Source organism: Kitasatospora sp. NPDC058190, from assembly GCF_042883685.1.
GTDB lineage: Bacteria > Actinomycetota > Actinomycetes > Streptomycetales > Streptomycetaceae > Kitasatospora.
In genome coordinates this window covers 66,570-82,205 of sequence record NZ_JBHVVI010000003.1, presented here as the reverse complement: position 1 = coordinate 82,205, position 15,636 = coordinate 66,570, and the positions used below count along the sequence as shown (strand labels likewise).

Here is a 15,636-nt window from a genome sequence, read left to right as displayed (position 1 = left end):
CGACCAGGAGCGCGAAGGGCGCTGTCAGCGGGGTCTGGCAGCATCCTGCGTATGACCGCCGCACACGCCACCGACTACACCTGGTTCGAGAAGCGCTACCCCGTCCTGGGCGAGGCCTACTGCCTCACCCAGGTCCAGGGGGTCGGCGTCGACGAACTGCTGCGCCGCTTCGACGCCCTGACCGGCCGGGAGGTGACCGGGCTGGACGCGGTGCTCGCCGCCTGGGAGACCTTCGACGACGGAGAGGACGAGGAGGCCGAGGAGCTGTTCGACCTGGACGAGGACCGGATCCTCGTTGCCGTCGCCGAGCTCGACGGCTGGGCGCTCGCGATCGAGCCGTACGGCTACCTCGGCAGCCTGTACGAGGTCGTCCCCCGGCTCGGCGAGGGCACCCGGCTGGTCTCGCACTTCCGGAACGTCAACGCGGCGGACCATTTCCAGTGGTGGGAGCACGGCACCTGCCGGCTGGACTTCGAGCCGCTCTTCGTCGACCAGCGGAACGGCACGGACGCCGAGGCCCCGGGCACCCCGGAGCTGCTGACGGCCTGCGGCTTCCAGCTGGACGGGGAGCGCTACGAGCTGCACACCGAGGCCGCGTTCGCGCTCGCCGAGCGGCTGACCGACGTCCGGCTCAGCCCGGAACGGCTGGAGGCCGCCACCTTCCGGCTCGGCTACGCGCCTCGGCCGTAGTGGCGGAGGGGGTAGCGCGGCGCCGGGAGCGGTGGCGGCCTCCTCGAACAGTGGCCATCTCGCGTGGCCGCGGCCTGGCGGTCGGTCAGACCCCCGAAGGGATCCGCTTGGCCCGGCTGCGCATCTGGAGGGCCGTCGCGATCTCGACCACGCCCAGGATCAGCAGCCAGCACCCGGCCAGCACGGTGAGCGCGGCGATCGAGCCGACCGGCCAGACCATCAGCAGCACACCGGCCAGGGTGTTGGCCACACCCGCGAAGGCCTGCCAGCCGCGGGCGGGCATCAGCGGGTCGGAGACCGCGGCGGCGAACTGGGTGATGCCGCGGAACAGCCAGCCGATGCCGATCCAGAGCGCGAGCAGCAGCAGCGACTGTGCCGCGCTGCGGAAGCAGAGCAGTCCGAGCAGCACGCTGATCGCGCCGCTGACGAAGGCCAGCACCCGCATCGCGGTGGTGGTGTGGGTGCCGAACGCGGCGACCAGCTGCACGATGCCGATGACCAGCAGGTAGAGGCCGAACAGCACGCCCACCACCAGCAGCGTCTCCCGGGGCCAGGAGAAGACGACGATGCCGAGGGCGAGCGAGGCCACACCGGCGGCCAGGAGCACCTGCCAGGCGGCCCTGGCGAGCATGCCGAGCGGGCCCTGGACCGGGGTGCCGTCGGGGGTGATGATCGGAGGGGCCACGGTGGGTTACTCCTCGGGGCTGGGGGCAGAGAACGCACCCCACCCTCATCGTTCCGCCGTCAAGCCGCGCGTTGGGTAGGTCCGTTCGAGTGACTTCCGACGGTTGCCGGAATGACATCCTCCGGTCACTCGCTGTCGATATCATCCGTCGGTATGACTTCTGAAGGGTGGGGGACCCCTCCGGTCGAGCCGATCAGCCAGCACTACATCGTCTGCGGGGGCAACGCGCTGGCACACCGGCTGGTCCTGGAACTCGTCGAGCACTACGAGGTTCCGGTCGTCGTCCTGGTCGCCGACCGGACCCGCGACCACGCGCCGCAGATCGAGCAGCTCCCCGGTGTCGCCGCGGTGGTCGAGTACCCGAGCGTCACCGAGGAGGCGCTGCGCGCGGTGTCCATCGGCACCGCCCGTGGACTCGCCCTGGTCGAGGGCAGCGACCAGGAGAACATCCACGCCGCGCTCAGCGCCCAGGACCACAACCGGGACATCCGGATCGTGTTCCGGATGTTCAACCAGCGACTCGGCGAGAACATCCAACGGCTGCTCAAGAACGGCGCCGCGCTCTCCGGCTCCGCCACCGCCGCCCCGGCCTTCGCCGCCGCCGCGCTCGGACGACCCAACGCGGTCGAGGTCGACGGACGGTACCTGCACATCGCCTTCGACGACGCCATCACCTCCGACCGGATCTGCGTGGTCGCCGACCAGATCGACCGGCAGGACCTCAGCAAGATCCGTCTGCTGCCGGAACAGGAGGGCGACTCGGCCCAGTTCGTCCGCCTCGCCCGCGAGTTCGGCGACGACGGGCCGGTCCTCCGCGGCGGGGTGGACCGTGAACCGGTGGTGCCGACCGCCGTGCCCGAGGAGGCGCCGGGCGGGAGGGCCGCGCTGCAGGCGCTGCCCGTCGAACCCCGGGAGCCGATCAGCTGGGCACGACGGCTGCGCTGGCGGCTGCTCGACACCATGCGGTTCTTCACCAGCGCCCGGATGCGGCTGGTGCTGCTCACCGCGCTCGCCGCGGTGCTGATGGCCTTCGGCGTGCTCTGGTACCTCAACCGGGACTTCGGCTGGACCGTCTACATCTCGCTGCTCGACCTGGCCGGCGCCGCCCAGCCCGACCAGCAGGCCGACATCGCCGCCGGGACCGGGACGGGCGGGATCTGGCAGCGGGTCGCCCAGGTGGTCATCACCATCTGCGGGATCACCTTCGCGCCGGTCGCCACCGCCATCGCGGTCGAGGTGCTCGGCTCCGGACGACGCGGGCTGCCCCGCAACCCCAGCGCGGGCACCCGGGACCACGTGATCGTGGTCGGGCTCGGCAACCTCGGTACGCGCGTCGCGACCCAGCTGCACGAGCTGGGCGTGCCGGTGGTCTGCATGGAACGGGACCCGCAGGCCCGCGGCATCGCCGCCGTCCGGGCGCTCGGCATCCCGGTCGTGCTGGGCGACGGGCCGTTCGAGGAGCAGCTGCGCCGCGCCCGGCTGAAGCACAGCCGGGCGGTGGTCGCGGTCAGCGGGGACGACGCCACCAACCTGGAGGCGGCGCTGGAGGCGCGGCACGGCAATCCCGAGGTGCGGGTGGTGGTGCGGCTGTTCGACGACAACTTCGCCGGCCACTTCTACAAGACGCTGGACAACGCGGCCTCCCGGTCGGTGTCCTACCTGGCCGCGCCCGCCTTCGCCGCCGCCCTGATGGGCAGCGAGGTGCGCGGGACGCTGTCGGTGTTCCGGCACGTGCTGCTGATCGCCGAGCTGGCGGTGGAGGACGGCAGCGGGCTGATCGGTCTGAACCGGCACGACCTGGAGGACCCGGGCGGCGTCCGGGTGATCGCCGTCCGCTTCGCGCGCAGCACGCACCTGCAGTGGAACTTCCCGGACCGCACCCGCCAGCTGACCCCGGGTGACCGGATCGTGGTCGCCGCCACCCGCAGCGGGCTGGCACGGCTCAACACGGTGCTGGTGGAGGAGGGGTGAGGCGCGCGGCTGGGGGCGGGTGACAGCGGGCGGGTGACGGCGGACCGCGAACAGAAGGCCGCGAACAGATGGCCGCGAACGGATGACGGCTGACAGATTTCATCATCTGAAATCTGTCAGCCGTCATCCGTCAGTTGTTCGCAGTCAGCGGGCGGGCGCTCCCCGCGGACCGTCCGCCCTCCGCCGTCAGCGGTTCTCGAACTTCGGCGGGCGCTTCTCGGCGAAGGCCGACATGCCCTCCTTCTGGTCCGCCGTGGCGAAGGCCGCGTGGAACAGCCGGCGCTCGAAGCGGACACCCTCCGCCAGCGTGGTCTCGAAGGCGCGGTTGACGCTCTCCTTCATCATGATCGCCGCCGGGGTGGACATCGCCGCTACGGCCTCGGCGGTGGCGAGCGCCTCGTCGAGCAGCTGGTCGGCCGGGACGATCCGGGACACCAGGCCGGCCCGCTCGGCCTCCTCGGCGCCCATCATCCGGCCGGTCAGGCACAGCTCCATCGCCTTCGCCTTGCCGACTGCCCGGGTCAGTCGCTGTGAGCCGCCGATGCCCGGGATCACACCGAGCTTGATCTCCGGCTGCCCGAACTTCGCGGTGTCCGCGGCCAGCAGGATGTCGCACAGCATCGCCAGCTCGCAGCCGCCGCCCAGCGCGAAGCCGGCCACCGCCGCCACCACCGGCTTGCGCAGCGCGCCGATCCGGTCCCAGGGGCCCAGCCAGTCGTCCAGGTAGACGTCCGGGAAGTGGTTGCCCTGCATCTCCTTGATGTCGGCTCCGGCCGCGAAGGCCTTCTCCGACCCGGTGATCACCAGACACCCGATCTCCGGGTCCCGGTCGAAGGCAGTGGCGGCCGCCACGACCTCGTTCATCAGCTGGGTGTTCAGCGCGTTGAGCGCCTTGGGCCGGTTGAGCGTGATCAGGCCCACCCGTCCCTTGCGCTCGACCAGGATCGTCTCGTAGGTCTCGGTCTCGGTCATCGCCGTTGACTCCCATTCCGCTGCTCGGCGCCGCGCGGGCGCGCCCTGACCACCCAACGATCTACGACGCGCCCCGCCTCGCGCCAGTCTTGACATGCGAGACGCCGGTCACGAGCGTGGCGGAGTGCCCTGCCCCGGGTGGGTCATGGCGCTCCAGGAGTTCCGGGGAGAGCAGGGGGGTGGGGCGGTCGGATCCGGTCGGATCCGGTCGGACCGGGGTCAGGCCAGGCCCAGCTCGTCGTCCTCGCGCGGGGCGAGGAAGCGTGCGACGTCCGCCTCCGTCACCTCGGCGAGCGCGCGCGGCGACCACTGCGGGTTGCGGTCCTTGTCGACCACCTGGGCGCGGATGCCCTCGACCAGGTCGTGGCCGTCCAGCGCGGCGCAGGAGATGCGGTACTCCTGGTCGAGCACGGCCTTCAGCGAGGGCAGCGTACGGGCCCGCCGCAGCGCGGCCAGGGTGACCTTGACGGCGGTGGGGGAGTTCCCGAGGACCAGCCCGGCGGCCTCCTTCGCCTCCGGCACACCGGAGTTGAGCAGCCGCTCGACGATCTCCTCGACGGTGTCGGCCGCGTAGCAGGCGTCGATCCACTCGTGCTGGGCGGCGAGCTCGGAGGGTGGCGCGGGCTCGGCGTGCGCGGCGACGGCGGCGGCCGGATCGGCGCTGCTAGCGAGGGCGTCGAGCAGCTCGGGGAGGCGTGCGGACGGGACGTAGTGGTCCGCGAAGCCGCAGAGCAGGGCGTCGCCGGGTCCCATCGAGGCCGAGGTGAGTCCGAGGTGGGTGCCCAACTCGCCCGGGGCGTGGGCGAGCAGGCGGCTGCCGCCGACGTCCGGGACGAGCCCGATCCGGGTTTCGGGCATCGCGACCACGGAGCGCTCGGTGACGATCCGCACCGCGCCGTGCGCGGACAGGCCGACGCCGCCGCCCATGGTGATGCCGTCCATCACCGCGACGTACGGCTTCGGGTAGTCGGCGATCAGCGCGTTCAGCCGGTACTCGTCGCGTAAGAAGGCGCGGGTGCCGGCCCCGCCCGCCTTGGCGTCGTCGTGCATCGCGCGGATGTCCGCACCGGCGCAGAGGCCGCGCTCGCCGGCGCCGGTCAGCACGACCGCGCGTACCCGGCGGTCTGCGGCCCAGTCGTCCAGGGTCGCGCGCAGGGCGGTGATCATGCCGTGGGTCAGGGAGTTGAGCGCCCGTGGGCGGTTGAGCACGATCCGGCCGAGGCCGCCGTCGCCGTTCTCGTCGAGGAAGGCCTGGACCTCCGCCACCTCTACGCTCATCGGACCCGCTCCCGTCCCTCGGTGATGTGGACTTCCGCGCTCCACCGTACCGGGGAGGGCGGGCGGTCGTGATCGCTGGGCCGGGACCGGGTGGCTCGGCGGCTACGGCCAGGCGCGCAGCGCGAGTTCGGCGGTGTGGGCCAGGGCGTCGGCGGTGGCGCCGTCGCGGGCCTGCTGGGACATGCCCTGGACCACCGCGGCGAGGTATCCGGCCAGGGCCTTCGGATCCGCCTCGGGTGGCAGTTCGCCGTCGTGCCGCGCGGTACGAAGACGGTCTTCGAAGACCTGCTTGTTCCGGTTGCGCAGCTCGCGCAGGTGCGCCTGGACCTCGGCGTCCTGCGGGGTGACGTTGGTAGCGGCGGTGATCACCAGGCAGCCCGCCGGGTGGGACGGGTCCGGGTAGAGGTGGCGATGCCGGAGATCATCGCCTACGGCGCGACCAAGGGGGCGCTGGACACCTTCACGCTCAACCTCGCCAAGCAGCTCGGCCCGCGCGGGATCACGGCGAACGCGGTCGCGCCCGGCATCGTGGACACGGACGTCAACGCGGGCTGGCTGCGCGGCAACGCGGAGGCGCAGGCGTACGCGGCCTCGGTCGCCGCGCTCGGGCGGGTCGGGCAGCCGGAGGACATCGCGGACATCGTGGCGTTCCTGGCCTCCGATGACGCGCGCTGGGTGACGGGGCGGGTCATCGACGCCACGGGCGGGGCGGGGCTGTGGACGGATGCGGGAAAACGAATGACAGCTGACAGATGATGAAATCTGTCAGCTGTCATTCGTCGGCTGCTATCTGTCATCCGTGGCGAAGGGAGCGCATCGCTACCCCCGCACCCGCCCGGTCACCTCGCCGAACCCGACCACCGCGCCGTCCGGCCCCGGGGCCGTGGCGGTGATGGTGACCTCGTCGCCGTCCTCCAGGAAGGTCCGGGTCGTCCCGTCCGGCAGCTTCACCGGCTCCTCGCCGTTCCAGGTCAGCTCGATCAGCGCGCCCCGGGTGTCCGGTTCCGGCCCGCTGACGGTGCCCGAGGCGAACAGGTCACCCGTGCGCAGCGAGGCGCCGTTGACGGTCATGTGGGTGAGCTGCTGCTGCGCCGTCCAGTACATCGCGGCGAACGGCGGCCGGGAGATCGGGTGCCCGTTCAGCCTGACCTCCATCGCCAGGTCCAGGCCCCACGGCTCGTTGCCCCGGTCGTCGAGGTACGGCAGCGGCTCGACGTCGCGCTCCGGCGGCGCGACCCGGGCGTGCTCCAGGGCGTCCAGCGGCACGATCCACGGCGAGACCGAGGTGGCGAAGGACTTGCCGAGGAAGGGGCCGAGCGGCACGTACTCCCAGGCCTGGATGTCGCGCGCCGACCAGTCGTTGAGCAGGCAGACGCCGAACACGTGCTCGCGGAAGTCGTCCAGCACGACCGGTTGCCCCAGCTGCGAGGGCGTGCCGACGACGAAGCCGACCTCGGCCTCGATGTCCAGCCGGCGCGACGGCCCGAAGGTCGGCGCGGTGTCGGCCGGCGCCTTGCGCTGCCCGTGCGGACGCACCACCGGCGTGCCGGACACCACCACGGTGCCCGCCCGGCCGTGGTAACCGATCGGCAGGTGCTTCCAGTTGGGGGTGAGCGGCTCCGAGCCCGGGCGGAAGATCCGGCCCAGGTTGCTGGCGTGGTGCTCGGAGGCGTAGAAGTCGACGTAGTCCGCGACCTCGAACGGCAGGTGCAGCTCGACCTCGTCCGCCGGCAGCAGCGCGGGCGAGAGCGCCTCGCGGAAGGACTCGTCGGTCAGCCAGGTGGTCAGGTCGGAGCGCACCTGCGTCCAGACCGAACGTCCGGCCGCCATCAGCGGGTTGAGCGAGTCCGCCGCCAGCAGTGCGGACGGCGCCCCGGCGGCGCGGGCGGCCGCCCCGGCGTCCAGCACGAAGTCCCCGACGCGCACGCCGATCCGGCGCCGGCCGGGCTGGTCGGCGGCGGTGAAGACGCCGTACGGCAGGTTGTGCACGCCGAACGGCGAGTCCTGGGCGCTGGCGAGCCAGCTGCGCGGGCTGCTGGGGGTGGTGCTCAACGGTCCTCCTGGGGCAGTGGATCGGGCGACGACAGCAGGCCGAGTGCGGCCAGGTCGCCCAGCGGCTCGGCGATGCTGCAGGTGCCGAACGCGGTGAACGAGTTGCGGATCACCGTAACCTGACGATCGGTCAGCGCGCGGGCCGCCTTGGCCAGCACCTCGCCGTCCCGCTCCGCCAGTACCGCCGCCGCGGCCGCCCGGTCGGTCTCCTGCGCGGCCAGCAGCACGTTCAGGAAGCCGTGGTGCTCGAAGCCGGTCTCCGGGTCGGTGTGCCGGACGGCGTTGTGCAGTCCGGCCGTGCACTTGTACGGCAGACCGCGCAGCGCGCAGCCGGTGAGGAAGGCGGCCAGCTCGTCCTCGTCCGGGAACGCCTCCGCGACCAGCCCGCCGGTGCGGAACTTCGCCCGGTACGGGCTGTCGACCAGCACGTCCAGGACCGCGTCCAGCCCGTCCCCGCGCAGGAGTTCGCGCGGCAGCTCGACGGCGGCCGGTACGTGCGGCGGCAGCAGCCGGTCCAGTTCGGCGACCGCCTCGGCAGCGTCCCGGGTGGCCAGTTCGACACCGGCCAGCTCGAACGGCGCGGCGGCGGCGAGCGCCGGGGCGAGCTCCGCGCTGCCCCCCGGCAGCACGAGTCCGACCCTGAGCGGCGTGGCGCCCGCCTCCTCCGCACCCCGCGCGGTCGCGGCGGCCACGGCGGCTGAGGCCGGGGGCGTCGCGCCGCCCGTCACCACGGCGGCCAACTCGCCCAGTCGGCCCGCCCCGCAGAGGAACGGGCCGACCGCCTCGGCGTACCAGGCCGCGCGGTGGACGCGGTGGGCGGGCACCGCCTCGGCGATCGGCAGGTTCCCGGGGGGGAACACCGCCGCGTCGTCGAAGAGCCCGCGGAACAGCTCGGGGATCACCCCCGTGGCGACCGGAGCGCTCATCGTCCGGGCCCCCGACCGGCCCAGGTCCAGGCGTAGTTGTCGTCCTCGCTGGCCCGTCCGCCCTCGCCGAGCTCCAGCGGCCGGAAGGTGTCCACCATGACGGCCAGCTCGTCGAAGAAGTCCACGCCGATGCTGCGCTCGTACGCGCCCGGCTGCGGCCCGTGGGTGTGCCCGCCCGGGTGCAGCGAGATCGAGCCCTGGGCGATGCCCGAGCCCTTGCGGGCCGCGTAGTCGCCGCCGCAGTAGAACATGACCTCGTCACTGTCCACGTTGGCGTGGTAGTAGGGCACCGGGATCGACAGCGGATGGTAGTCCACCTTGCGGGGGACGAAGTTGCAGATCACGAAGTTGTTGCCCTCGAACACCTGGTGGGCCGGCGGCGGCTGGTGGATCCGGCCGGTGATCGGTTCGAAGTCCCGGATGTTGAAGGCGTACGGGTACAGGCAGCCGTCCCAGCCGACCACGTCGAAGGGGTGGTGCGGAACGGTGTAGCGGGTGCCCGAAACCCCCTTCGGGCCACGGTGCTTGACCAGCACGTCGACGTCGCCGGGAGTGTCGACCACGAGCGGCCCGGCCGGCCCGCGGAAGTCCCGCTCGCAGTACGGCGCGTGCTCCAGCAGCTGCCCGTACTTGGACAGGTAGCGCTTGACCGGGGTGATGTGGCTGTTCGCCTCGATGCAGTAGGCGCGCAGCGGCTCGTCCCCGGAGGGCACCCAGCGGTGGGTGGTGGCCCGGGGGATGATCACGTAGTCGCCCTGGCCGACCTCGATCGATCCGAAGACCGTCTCGACCGTCCCCGAGCCGGACTCCACGTACACGCACTCGTCGCCGAGCCCGTTGCGGTACAGCTCGCTCGGGGCCCCGGCGGCGACGTACGAGATCCGCACGTCGCCGTTGCCGAGGACCAGGCGGCGGCTGTTCACGACGTCCGCGGACTTCCACTCCTGGCCCGCGAACAGCTCGTGCAGCTTGAGGTGGCGGGGGAGCAGGGGATGGTTGGGCACCGTGGACTGGTCCGGCAGCTCCCAGGGCACCGCGTTGACCACTGCCGAGGGGATGCCCCGGTGGTAGAGCAGCGACGAGTCGGAGGAGAACCCCTCCTCGCCCATCAACTCCTCGTAGTACAGCCCGCCTTCGGGTGTGCGGTGCTGGGTGTGCCGCTTGGGCGGGATGTTGCCCAGCTGCCGGTAGTACGCCATCTCCGTGCTCCTCCTCGACCGTCCGTGAGGGCCGCCGTCAATCAGGGTAGGCCGACGTTTACAGGTTGCCGCGACGGTCCTGCTCGCGCTCGATGGACTCGAACAGCGCCTTGAAGTTGCCCTTGCCGAAGCCCAGCGAACCGTGGCGCTCGATGAACTCGTAGAAGACGGTCGGGCGGTCGCCGATCGGCTTGGTGAAGATCTGCAGCAGGTAGCCGTCCTCGTCGCGGTCGACCAGGATGCCGCGCTTCTTCAGCTCCTCGATCGGCACCCGGACCTTGCCGATCCGCTCGCGCAGCTCCGGGTCGTCGTAGTAGGCGTCCGGGGTGTTGAGGAACTCCACGCCGCGCGAGCGCAGCACGTCCACGGTGGTCAGGATGTCGTTGGTGGCGAGCGCCATGTGCTGGCAGCCGGGGCCGGTGTAGAACTCCAGATACTCGTCGATCTGGGACTTCTTCTTGGCGATGGCCGGCTCGTTGAGCGGGAACTTCACCCGGTGGTTGCCGCTGGCGACGACCTTGGACATCAGGGCGGAGTACTCGGTGGCGATGTCGTCGCCGACGAACTCGGCCATGTTCACGAAGCCCATGACCCGGTTGTAGAACTGGACCCACTCGTCCATCCGGCCGAGCTCGACATTGCCCACGGCGTGGTCGAGGGCCTGGAACAGGCGCTTGGGCGAGCCCTCCGGGTGGGTGACGCCGCTCTTCGCGGTGACGTAGCCCGGCAGGTACGGGCCGCTGTAGCGGGAGCGGTCGATCAGGGTGTGGCGGGTCTCGCCGTAGGTGGCGATGGCCGCGCGGCGCACGGTGCCGTTCTCGTCCGAGACGTCGTTCGGCTCCTCCAGGACGGTGGCGCCGGTCGCCCGGGCGTGCTCGATGCACTTGTCGACGTCCGGGACCTCGAGGGCGAGGTCGACCACGCCGTCACCGTGGCGGCGGTGGTGGTCCAGCAGCGGGCTGTCCGGCTGGACGCCGCCCTTGATCACGAAGCGGCAGGAGCCGGAGCGGAGGACGTACGCCTTGCGGTCGCGGCGGCCGGTCTCCGGACCGGAGTAGGCGACCAGCTCCATGCCGAACACGACCTGGTAGAACTGCGCGGTCTGGGTGGCGTTGCCGACCACGAAGACCACCGCGTCCTGCGCGGTGACCGGGAACGGGTCGGTGCTGGCGTCGTGCTCGACGAGGCCGACGAGGCGGCGCAGCTGGTCGGTGTCGAGACCGGCCTCGCGCTCCTCGGGGGTCAACTCAAGGGCGTGGGACTGCGTGGTCATCGCTCGTTCCTCCACTCTGGGCCTCGGCGCTGAGGCTTGTGCTGGACCGCTTGGCTCGCGTGGCTCGCGTGGATCGCGGCCGCACGGCGAACAAATGCGCGGTGCGGATGGCGCAGAGCTTGCTCCTGTCCGGGTGGTTGGGCAACAGGTCGATTTTTCACTGCTCAATGTGTACAAGCTGATTAGGAAATCCCGCCTCGGGCTGCGCAAAATGTGCTGCCCCACGGCAGCTGTCGCACGAATTCTGCGCAACCGGCCGCTACGGGCTCTCGTCAGCTGAGTCGGCAGGTGAGCCGCCAGGTGAGTTCGCAGGTGACCCGGCAGGTGACCCGGCAGATGACTCGGCAGGCGGGAGGTGGTGCAGGAACCAGTCTCCGGCCAGCTCGGCGACCCGGTCGAGCGTGCCCGGCTCCTCGAACAGGTGGCTCGCGTGCGGCACCACCACCAGCTCGCTCTCGCAGCGCAGCCGGGCCCGGGCCTGCCGGTTGAGGTCGATCACGACGGTGTCCAGGCCGCCGACCAGCAGCAGCGTCGGCGCGCTCACCTCGCCCAGCACCTGTGGCCCGGCGAGGTCCGGGCGCCCGCCCCGGGAGACCACGGCGCGCACCGCCGGGCCCAGCGTGGCGGCGGTGTGCAGCGCGGCGGCGGCGCCGGTGCTGGCACCGAACAGGCCCAACGGCAGGCCACGGGTCTCGGTGAGCCCGCCCAGCCGACCGGCGACGGAGGTCAGCCGCGAGCCCAGCAGACCGACGTCGAACACCTTGCGCCGGTCCGGCTCCTCGGCCTCGGTGAGCAGGTCGAACAGCAGCGTGCCCAGCCCGACGCGGTTCAGGTAGCGGGCGACGTGCCGGTTGCGCGGGCTGTGCCGCCCGCTGCCGCTGCCGTGCGCGAACACCACGATGCCGCGCGCCCCGCCCGGGACGGTCAGCCGGCCCGCGAGCCGGACCCCGGCGGCCGGCAGCACCAGCTCGCGGTCGACCTCGGCGGGCTCCGGGGACTGCTCACCCCTGGCCTCGGCCAGGAGCGCCAGCACCTCCTCGTCGCCGGTCTGCGAGAAGTCGGCGTAGAACTCACCGATCGCGAAGAACGGGGACGGCGTGTCGACGCAGACCAGCTCGTCGGCGACCTCGGACAGGCGCTCGGTCCAGTCCACAGGTGCCACCGGCACGGCGAGCACCACCCGGGCCGCGCCGCGCGCCCGGACGATCCGGCAGGCGGCCTTCGCGGTGGAGCCGGTGGCGATGCCGTCGTCCACCACGACCACGGTGCGCCCGCGCAGGTCGGCGGCCGGACGGTCGCCCCGGTAGCGGCGGGCCCGGCGTTCCAGCTCGACGCGCTCGCTCAGCTCCACCGCCGCCAGCTGGTCGTCGGTGATCCCGGCGAGCCGGATGACGTGCTCGTTCAGCACCCGCACGCCGTCCTCGCCGATCGCCCCCATACCCAGCTCGGGCTGGTACGGCACGCCGAGCTTGCGGATCACGCAGATGTCCAGCGGCGCGCCGAGCGCCGCCGCCACCTGGGCGGCCACCGGCACCCCGCCGCGCGGCAGCGCGACCACCACGGTGTCGGTACCGCCCAGGTGGCTGAGGCGGGCGGCCAGGCGCCGGCCCGCGTCGGTGCGGTCGGTGAAGTGGGTTCCGGTGACGTGCATGACACGGCCTCCGAGTTCCACCGTACGCCGATCCGCTACGCCGATCCCGGGCCCGTCGCGGCGGGGCCGGTACGGGCGCCGATGTCGGGCCGGGACGGGCGTGGGCGCCGGGCAGGGACGGGGCCGCCCGGGTGGACTCCCGGGACCGTGCCTGCCGAGCCCCGAGCCCCAGGACACGGTGGGCACGGGGCCGGAATCGGGACGAGGTGGCACCCCCGTGCGGCCGAGGGCCGGACCCGGTCGCGCGCGGCTACGACAACCGGCGGATCGCCCGGGAGCCGGTGGTCGCGGAGAGGGCCGTCCGCAACCACGTCACCCGCGTCTTCGAGAAGCCGCACGTCGCCACGCGCGCCGAGGCGACCACCCGGGTGTGCGGCACGGGGCTCGGGGGGCGGCCGAGCTCGCCCGGATCGGTCCGGGGGTGCCGGTCCGCCGACCGGCACCCCCGGGGTCTCACTGGTACTTCCGGTCCTACGGCTGCATCTCGTACGCGCCGGACAGCGCCTCGACCCGCGCCCACACCTTCGCGGCGCGCTCGGCGTCCGCGACCGGGCGGCGCACGTTCGCCAGCGCCCAGGCGGCCTGCTCCTCGGTGGTGGAGGCCTTGCCGTGCAGCTCGGCGGCGTGCGCGGAGAAGTCGCGGACCAGGGCGTCGAAGATCTGGTCCAGCACGTCGGCCGGCAGGTCGGTCAACTCGGCCTGCTCCAGCACCAGCTGGCCGTAGACGATCAGCGCGAACAGCTGGCCGATCTCCAGCAGGAAGTCCAGGTCGGCCTGCTGCTCCTTGCCCGGCGCGTGCTTGAGCAGCAACTCGCAGAAGCCGTCGGCCTGCTCGCGGAAGCGGGCGACGTTCGGCAGCTGCGCGTGGCGGTCGTAGGCGGCGCGCCAGTCGTGGAAGCGGATCGCGCCGAGGCCGCGGGCCGGGCCCTGGCGGAACAGGAAGGCGTCGTCGGCGGCGTCCAGGCGGGTCGGCACCGGGGCGTAGTCGGCGGGCGCGAACAGGTAGTTGCCCATGAACTTGAGGATCAGCGCCAGGTTGACGTGGACGGTGCCCTCCAGCTTCGGCAGGCCGCGGATGTCCTTGGCGGCCTTGTCGAAGTAGGTGTCCGCCTCGAAGCCCTTGGCCGCGATGACGTCCCACATCAGGTCGATGACCTTCTCGCCCTCGGTGGTGACCTTCATCTTGGTCATCGGGTTGAACAGCAGGTAGCGGCGGTCCTCGGGGGAGGCGGTGCGGAAGTAGTCCACGGCCCGGGCGCTGAACAGCTTCATCGCCACCAGGCGGGCGTAGGCGTCGGTCAACTCCCGTCGCACGTGCGGGAAGTCGGTGACCTTCTTGCCGTACAGCACCCGGTTGTGGGCGTGCGTGAGGGCCTCGTACATCGCGTGCTCGCAGATGCCGACCGAGGCGGTGCAGAGGTTGAACTTACCGACGTTGACGGTGTTCAGCGCGGCGTCGAAGGCGGCCTGGCCGGTGTGCAGCACGTCCTCGGCGCGGACCGGGTAGTCCTCCAGCCGGAACTCGCTGACGTACATCTGGGCGTTCACCACGTTCTTGACCAGGTGGTACGCCTCGTGGCGGCTGTCGGCGGCGAAGAAGACGTAGCCCTCCGGGCCCTCGACGTCCGAGCGGCGGCCGAAGACCGAGACCAGGCCGGCCACGTTGCCGTTGCCGATGTAGTACTTGGGGCCGGTCGCGGTGAAGCCGCCCTCGCCGTCCGGGGTGAGGATCATGTCGGTGGAGTAGATGTCGGCGCCGTGGGTGCGCTCGGACAGGCCGAAGGCCATCACGTGGCCCTCGGCGAGGAGCTTGGCGGCGCGGGCCCGGACGGCCTCGTTCTCGCTCTGCCAGACCGGGCCGAGGCCCAGGATGGTGACCTGCCAGGTGTACCAGTAGCCGAGGCCGTAGAAGCCGAGGATCTCGTTCAGCTCGGCGATCCGCGCGGTGTCCCAGCGCTTGACGGGGTCGGCCGTGGCGGGGGTCAGGAACTCCGCGAACAGACCTTCCTGGGCGGCGAATTCGAGGAAGTCGGCGTACCAGGTGCGGTCGATGTAGGTGTCGATGAGCGCCTTCTTGCCGCGGGACTCGAACCAGTCGACGGTCGCGCGCAGCAGACGGCGGGTCGGCTCGTCGAACTGCGCGGGGTCGTAGGTGCGCGGGTTGAAGAGCATCAGGAGCTCCTGGGGGTCGAGGGTGTTGAGGACTCGGCGAACGGAGTTCAGCGAACGGAATTCAGCAGACAGAGTTCAGCGGTCGGAGTTCAGAAGACAGATTTCAGATAACAGATTTCAGACTCTGTTATCTGAACCCTGTTCCCCGCCACCCTCCCGCTCGCCCGCGAGCCGACGCAGCGTGGCGAGCACGTCGTCGAGCCAGGCGAGGGTCATCCGCTCGTACTCGATGCCGCCGCGCAGCACCACGTGCTGGAGCTCCTGCCGGGTGTCGAGGGCGGCGAGGTCGGGGAAGTCCCGCTGCTCGCCGTGGAGGTAGCGGGCGAGCAGGGCAGCGTGGCTTTCGCGGTGCCGCTCGACCTCGGAGACCAGCGCGGCCGGGTCGTCGAAGGCGGCGGCGCGGATCTTGACCGCGAGTTCGTGCCGTACGGTCTCCGGCTCGACCGGCTCGCGCAGCCAGCCGGCCAGTGCCGCCCGGCCCGGTCCGGCCGCCGAGTAGACCTTCTTGTCCGGCCGGCCGTCCTGCGCGACCTCCTCCGCCGCGATCCAGCCGTCCGCTTCCATCCGCCGCAGCACCCGGTAGATCTGCTGGTGGGTGGCGGTCCAGAAGCGTCCGATGGAGCGGTCGAAACGCCGGGCCAGCTCGTAGCCGGAGCCGGGCTGCTCCAGCAGCGAGACGAGGATCGCGTGCTCCAGTGCCATGCCCGCATCCTGCTATGCAACGAGTTGCATAGGCAATGGGCCCTTGGAGTGTTGAGACACAGGTC

General features: G+C 71.8%; 13 protein-coding genes and 1 pseudogene. 3 read left to right on the top strand and 11 right to left on the bottom strand.

Features of this window, described 5'->3' with window-relative positions:
- The first annotated feature begins 51 nt into the window (after nt 1–51).
- The gene (locus ACFVWU_RS02275) at nt 52–690 is read left to right on the top strand and encodes a DUF6461 domain-containing protein (RefSeq protein ID WP_387614292.1); all 639 of its coding nucleotides are present in this window, start codon (nt 52–54) and stop codon (nt 688–690) included.
- Between the two features lie 85 nt (nt 691–775).
- Here ACFVWU_RS02275 and ACFVWU_RS02270 read toward each other — a convergent pair whose 3' ends face one another.
- On the bottom strand, nt 776–1,375 hold the full coding sequence (locus ACFVWU_RS02270; RefSeq protein WP_387614290.1) for an HdeD family acid-resistance protein: 600 nt from the start codon (nt 1,373–1,375) through the stop codon (nt 776–778).
- 153 nt (nt 1,376–1,528) lie between these two features.
- Between ACFVWU_RS02270 and ACFVWU_RS02265 the strand changes: the two genes are divergently transcribed.
- On the top strand, nt 1,529–3,346 hold the full coding sequence (locus ACFVWU_RS02265) for an NAD-binding protein (protein WP_387614287.1): 1,818 nt from the start codon (nt 1,529–1,531) through the stop codon (nt 3,344–3,346).
- A gap of 186 nt (nt 3,347–3,532) precedes the next feature.
- Here the strand turns inward: ACFVWU_RS02265 and ACFVWU_RS02260 are convergent, their stop codons facing one another.
- The 3 genes from ACFVWU_RS02260 to ACFVWU_RS02250 form a co-directional block, all read right to left on the bottom strand.
- Entirely contained in the window at nt 3,533–4,318 is a 786-nt protein-coding gene (locus tag ACFVWU_RS02260) for an enoyl-CoA hydratase (protein ID WP_387614285.1), read from the bottom strand.
- Between the two features lie 219 nt (nt 4,319–4,537).
- Entirely contained in the window at nt 4,538–5,596 is a 1,059-nt protein-coding gene (locus tag ACFVWU_RS02255) for an enoyl-CoA hydratase/isomerase family protein (RefSeq protein ID WP_387614283.1), read from the bottom strand.
- Between the two features lie 102 nt (nt 5,597–5,698).
- Complete coding sequence (locus ACFVWU_RS02250; RefSeq protein ID WP_387614280.1) at nt 5,699–5,965, bottom strand: TetR family transcriptional regulator C-terminal domain-containing protein; 267 nt, start codon at nt 5,963–5,965, stop codon at nt 5,699–5,701.
- Between the two features lie 36 nt (nt 5,966–6,001).
- Here ACFVWU_RS02250 and ACFVWU_RS02245 point away from each other — a divergent pair.
- A pseudogene (locus ACFVWU_RS02245) lies at nt 6,002–6,352 on the top strand (SDR family oxidoreductase); the annotation flags it as partial.
- 63 nt (nt 6,353–6,415) lie between these two features.
- Here the strand turns inward: ACFVWU_RS02245 and fahA are convergent.
- From fahA to ACFVWU_RS02210, 7 genes are all read right to left on the bottom strand, one after another.
- Nucleotides 6,416–7,648 carry a fumarylacetoacetase gene (fahA, locus tag ACFVWU_RS02240; RefSeq protein ID WP_387614278.1) on the bottom strand — a complete coding sequence of 411 codons (1,233 nt, stop codon included), beginning with the start codon at nt 7,646–7,648 and terminating at the stop codon, nt 6,416–6,418.
- A complete protein-coding gene (locus ACFVWU_RS02235) occupies nt 7,645–8,574 on the bottom strand; it encodes a hypothetical protein (protein ID WP_387614275.1) in 930 nt (309 codons plus the stop codon). The genes fahA and ACFVWU_RS02235 overlap by 4 nt, the downstream gene beginning before the upstream one ends.
- Entirely contained in the window at nt 8,571–9,773 is a 1,203-nt protein-coding gene (locus tag ACFVWU_RS02230) for a homogentisate 1,2-dioxygenase (RefSeq protein ID WP_387614272.1), read from the bottom strand. The genes ACFVWU_RS02235 and ACFVWU_RS02230 overlap by 4 nt, the downstream gene beginning before the upstream one ends.
- Before the next feature lie 58 nt (nt 9,774–9,831).
- On the bottom strand, nt 9,832–11,046 hold the full coding sequence (hppD, locus tag ACFVWU_RS02225) for a 4-hydroxyphenylpyruvate dioxygenase (protein WP_380609539.1): 1,215 nt from the start codon (nt 11,044–11,046) through the stop codon (nt 9,832–9,834).
- A gap of 259 nt (nt 11,047–11,305) precedes the next feature.
- Complete coding sequence (locus tag ACFVWU_RS02220) at nt 11,306–12,697, bottom strand: phosphoribosyltransferase family protein (RefSeq protein ID WP_387614269.1); 1,392 nt, start codon at nt 12,695–12,697, stop codon at nt 11,306–11,308.
- A 471-nt stretch (nt 12,698–13,168) separates the two neighbouring features.
- Nucleotides 13,169–14,869, bottom strand: a complete 1,701-nt coding sequence (locus tag ACFVWU_RS02215; protein WP_387614266.1) for an acyl-CoA dehydrogenase family protein — start codon at nt 14,867–14,869, stop codon at nt 13,169–13,171.
- A gap of 117 nt (nt 14,870–14,986) precedes the next feature.
- Nucleotides 14,987–15,571, bottom strand: a complete 585-nt coding sequence (locus ACFVWU_RS02210) for a PadR family transcriptional regulator (protein ID WP_387614263.1) — start codon at nt 15,569–15,571, stop codon at nt 14,987–14,989.
- Nucleotides 15,572–15,636 lie beyond the last annotated feature (65 nt).

Excerpts from the sequence above, each read along its gene's own strand:
- ACFVWU_RS02275 (WP_387614292.1), top strand. The coding sequence starts at position 52 with ATGACCGCCGCACACGCCACCGACTACACCTGGTTCGAGAAGCGCTAC.
- ACFVWU_RS02265 (WP_387614287.1), top strand. The coding sequence starts at position 1,529 with ATGACTTCTGAAGGGTGGGGGACCCCTCCGGTCGAGCCGATCAGCCAG.
- ACFVWU_RS02260 (WP_387614285.1), bottom strand. The coding sequence starts at position 4,318 with ATGACCGAGACCGAGACCTACGAGACGATCCTGGTCGAGCGCAAGGGA.
- ACFVWU_RS02255 (WP_387614283.1), bottom strand. The coding sequence starts at position 5,596 with ATGAGCGTAGAGGTGGCGGAGGTCCAGGCCTTCCTCGACGAGAACGGC.
- ACFVWU_RS02235 (WP_387614275.1), bottom strand. The coding sequence starts at position 8,574 with ATGAGCGCTCCGGTCGCCACGGGGGTGATCCCCGAGCTGTTCCGCGGG.
- ACFVWU_RS02230 (WP_387614272.1), bottom strand. The coding sequence starts at position 9,773 with ATGGCGTACTACCGGCAGCTGGGCAACATCCCGCCCAAGCGGCACACC.
- hppD (WP_380609539.1), bottom strand. The coding sequence starts at position 11,046 with ATGACCACGCAGTCCCACGCCCTTGAGTTGACCCCCGAGGAGCGCGAG.
- ACFVWU_RS02220 (WP_387614269.1), bottom strand. The coding sequence starts at position 12,697 with ATGCACGTCACCGGAACCCACTTCACCGACCGCACCGACGCGGGCCGG.
- ACFVWU_RS02215 (WP_387614266.1), bottom strand. The coding sequence starts at position 14,869 with ATGCTCTTCAACCCGCGCACCTACGACCCCGCGCAGTTCGACGAGCCG.
- ACFVWU_RS02210 (WP_387614263.1), bottom strand. The coding sequence starts at position 15,571 with ATGGCACTGGAGCACGCGATCCTCGTCTCGCTGCTGGAGCAGCCCGGC.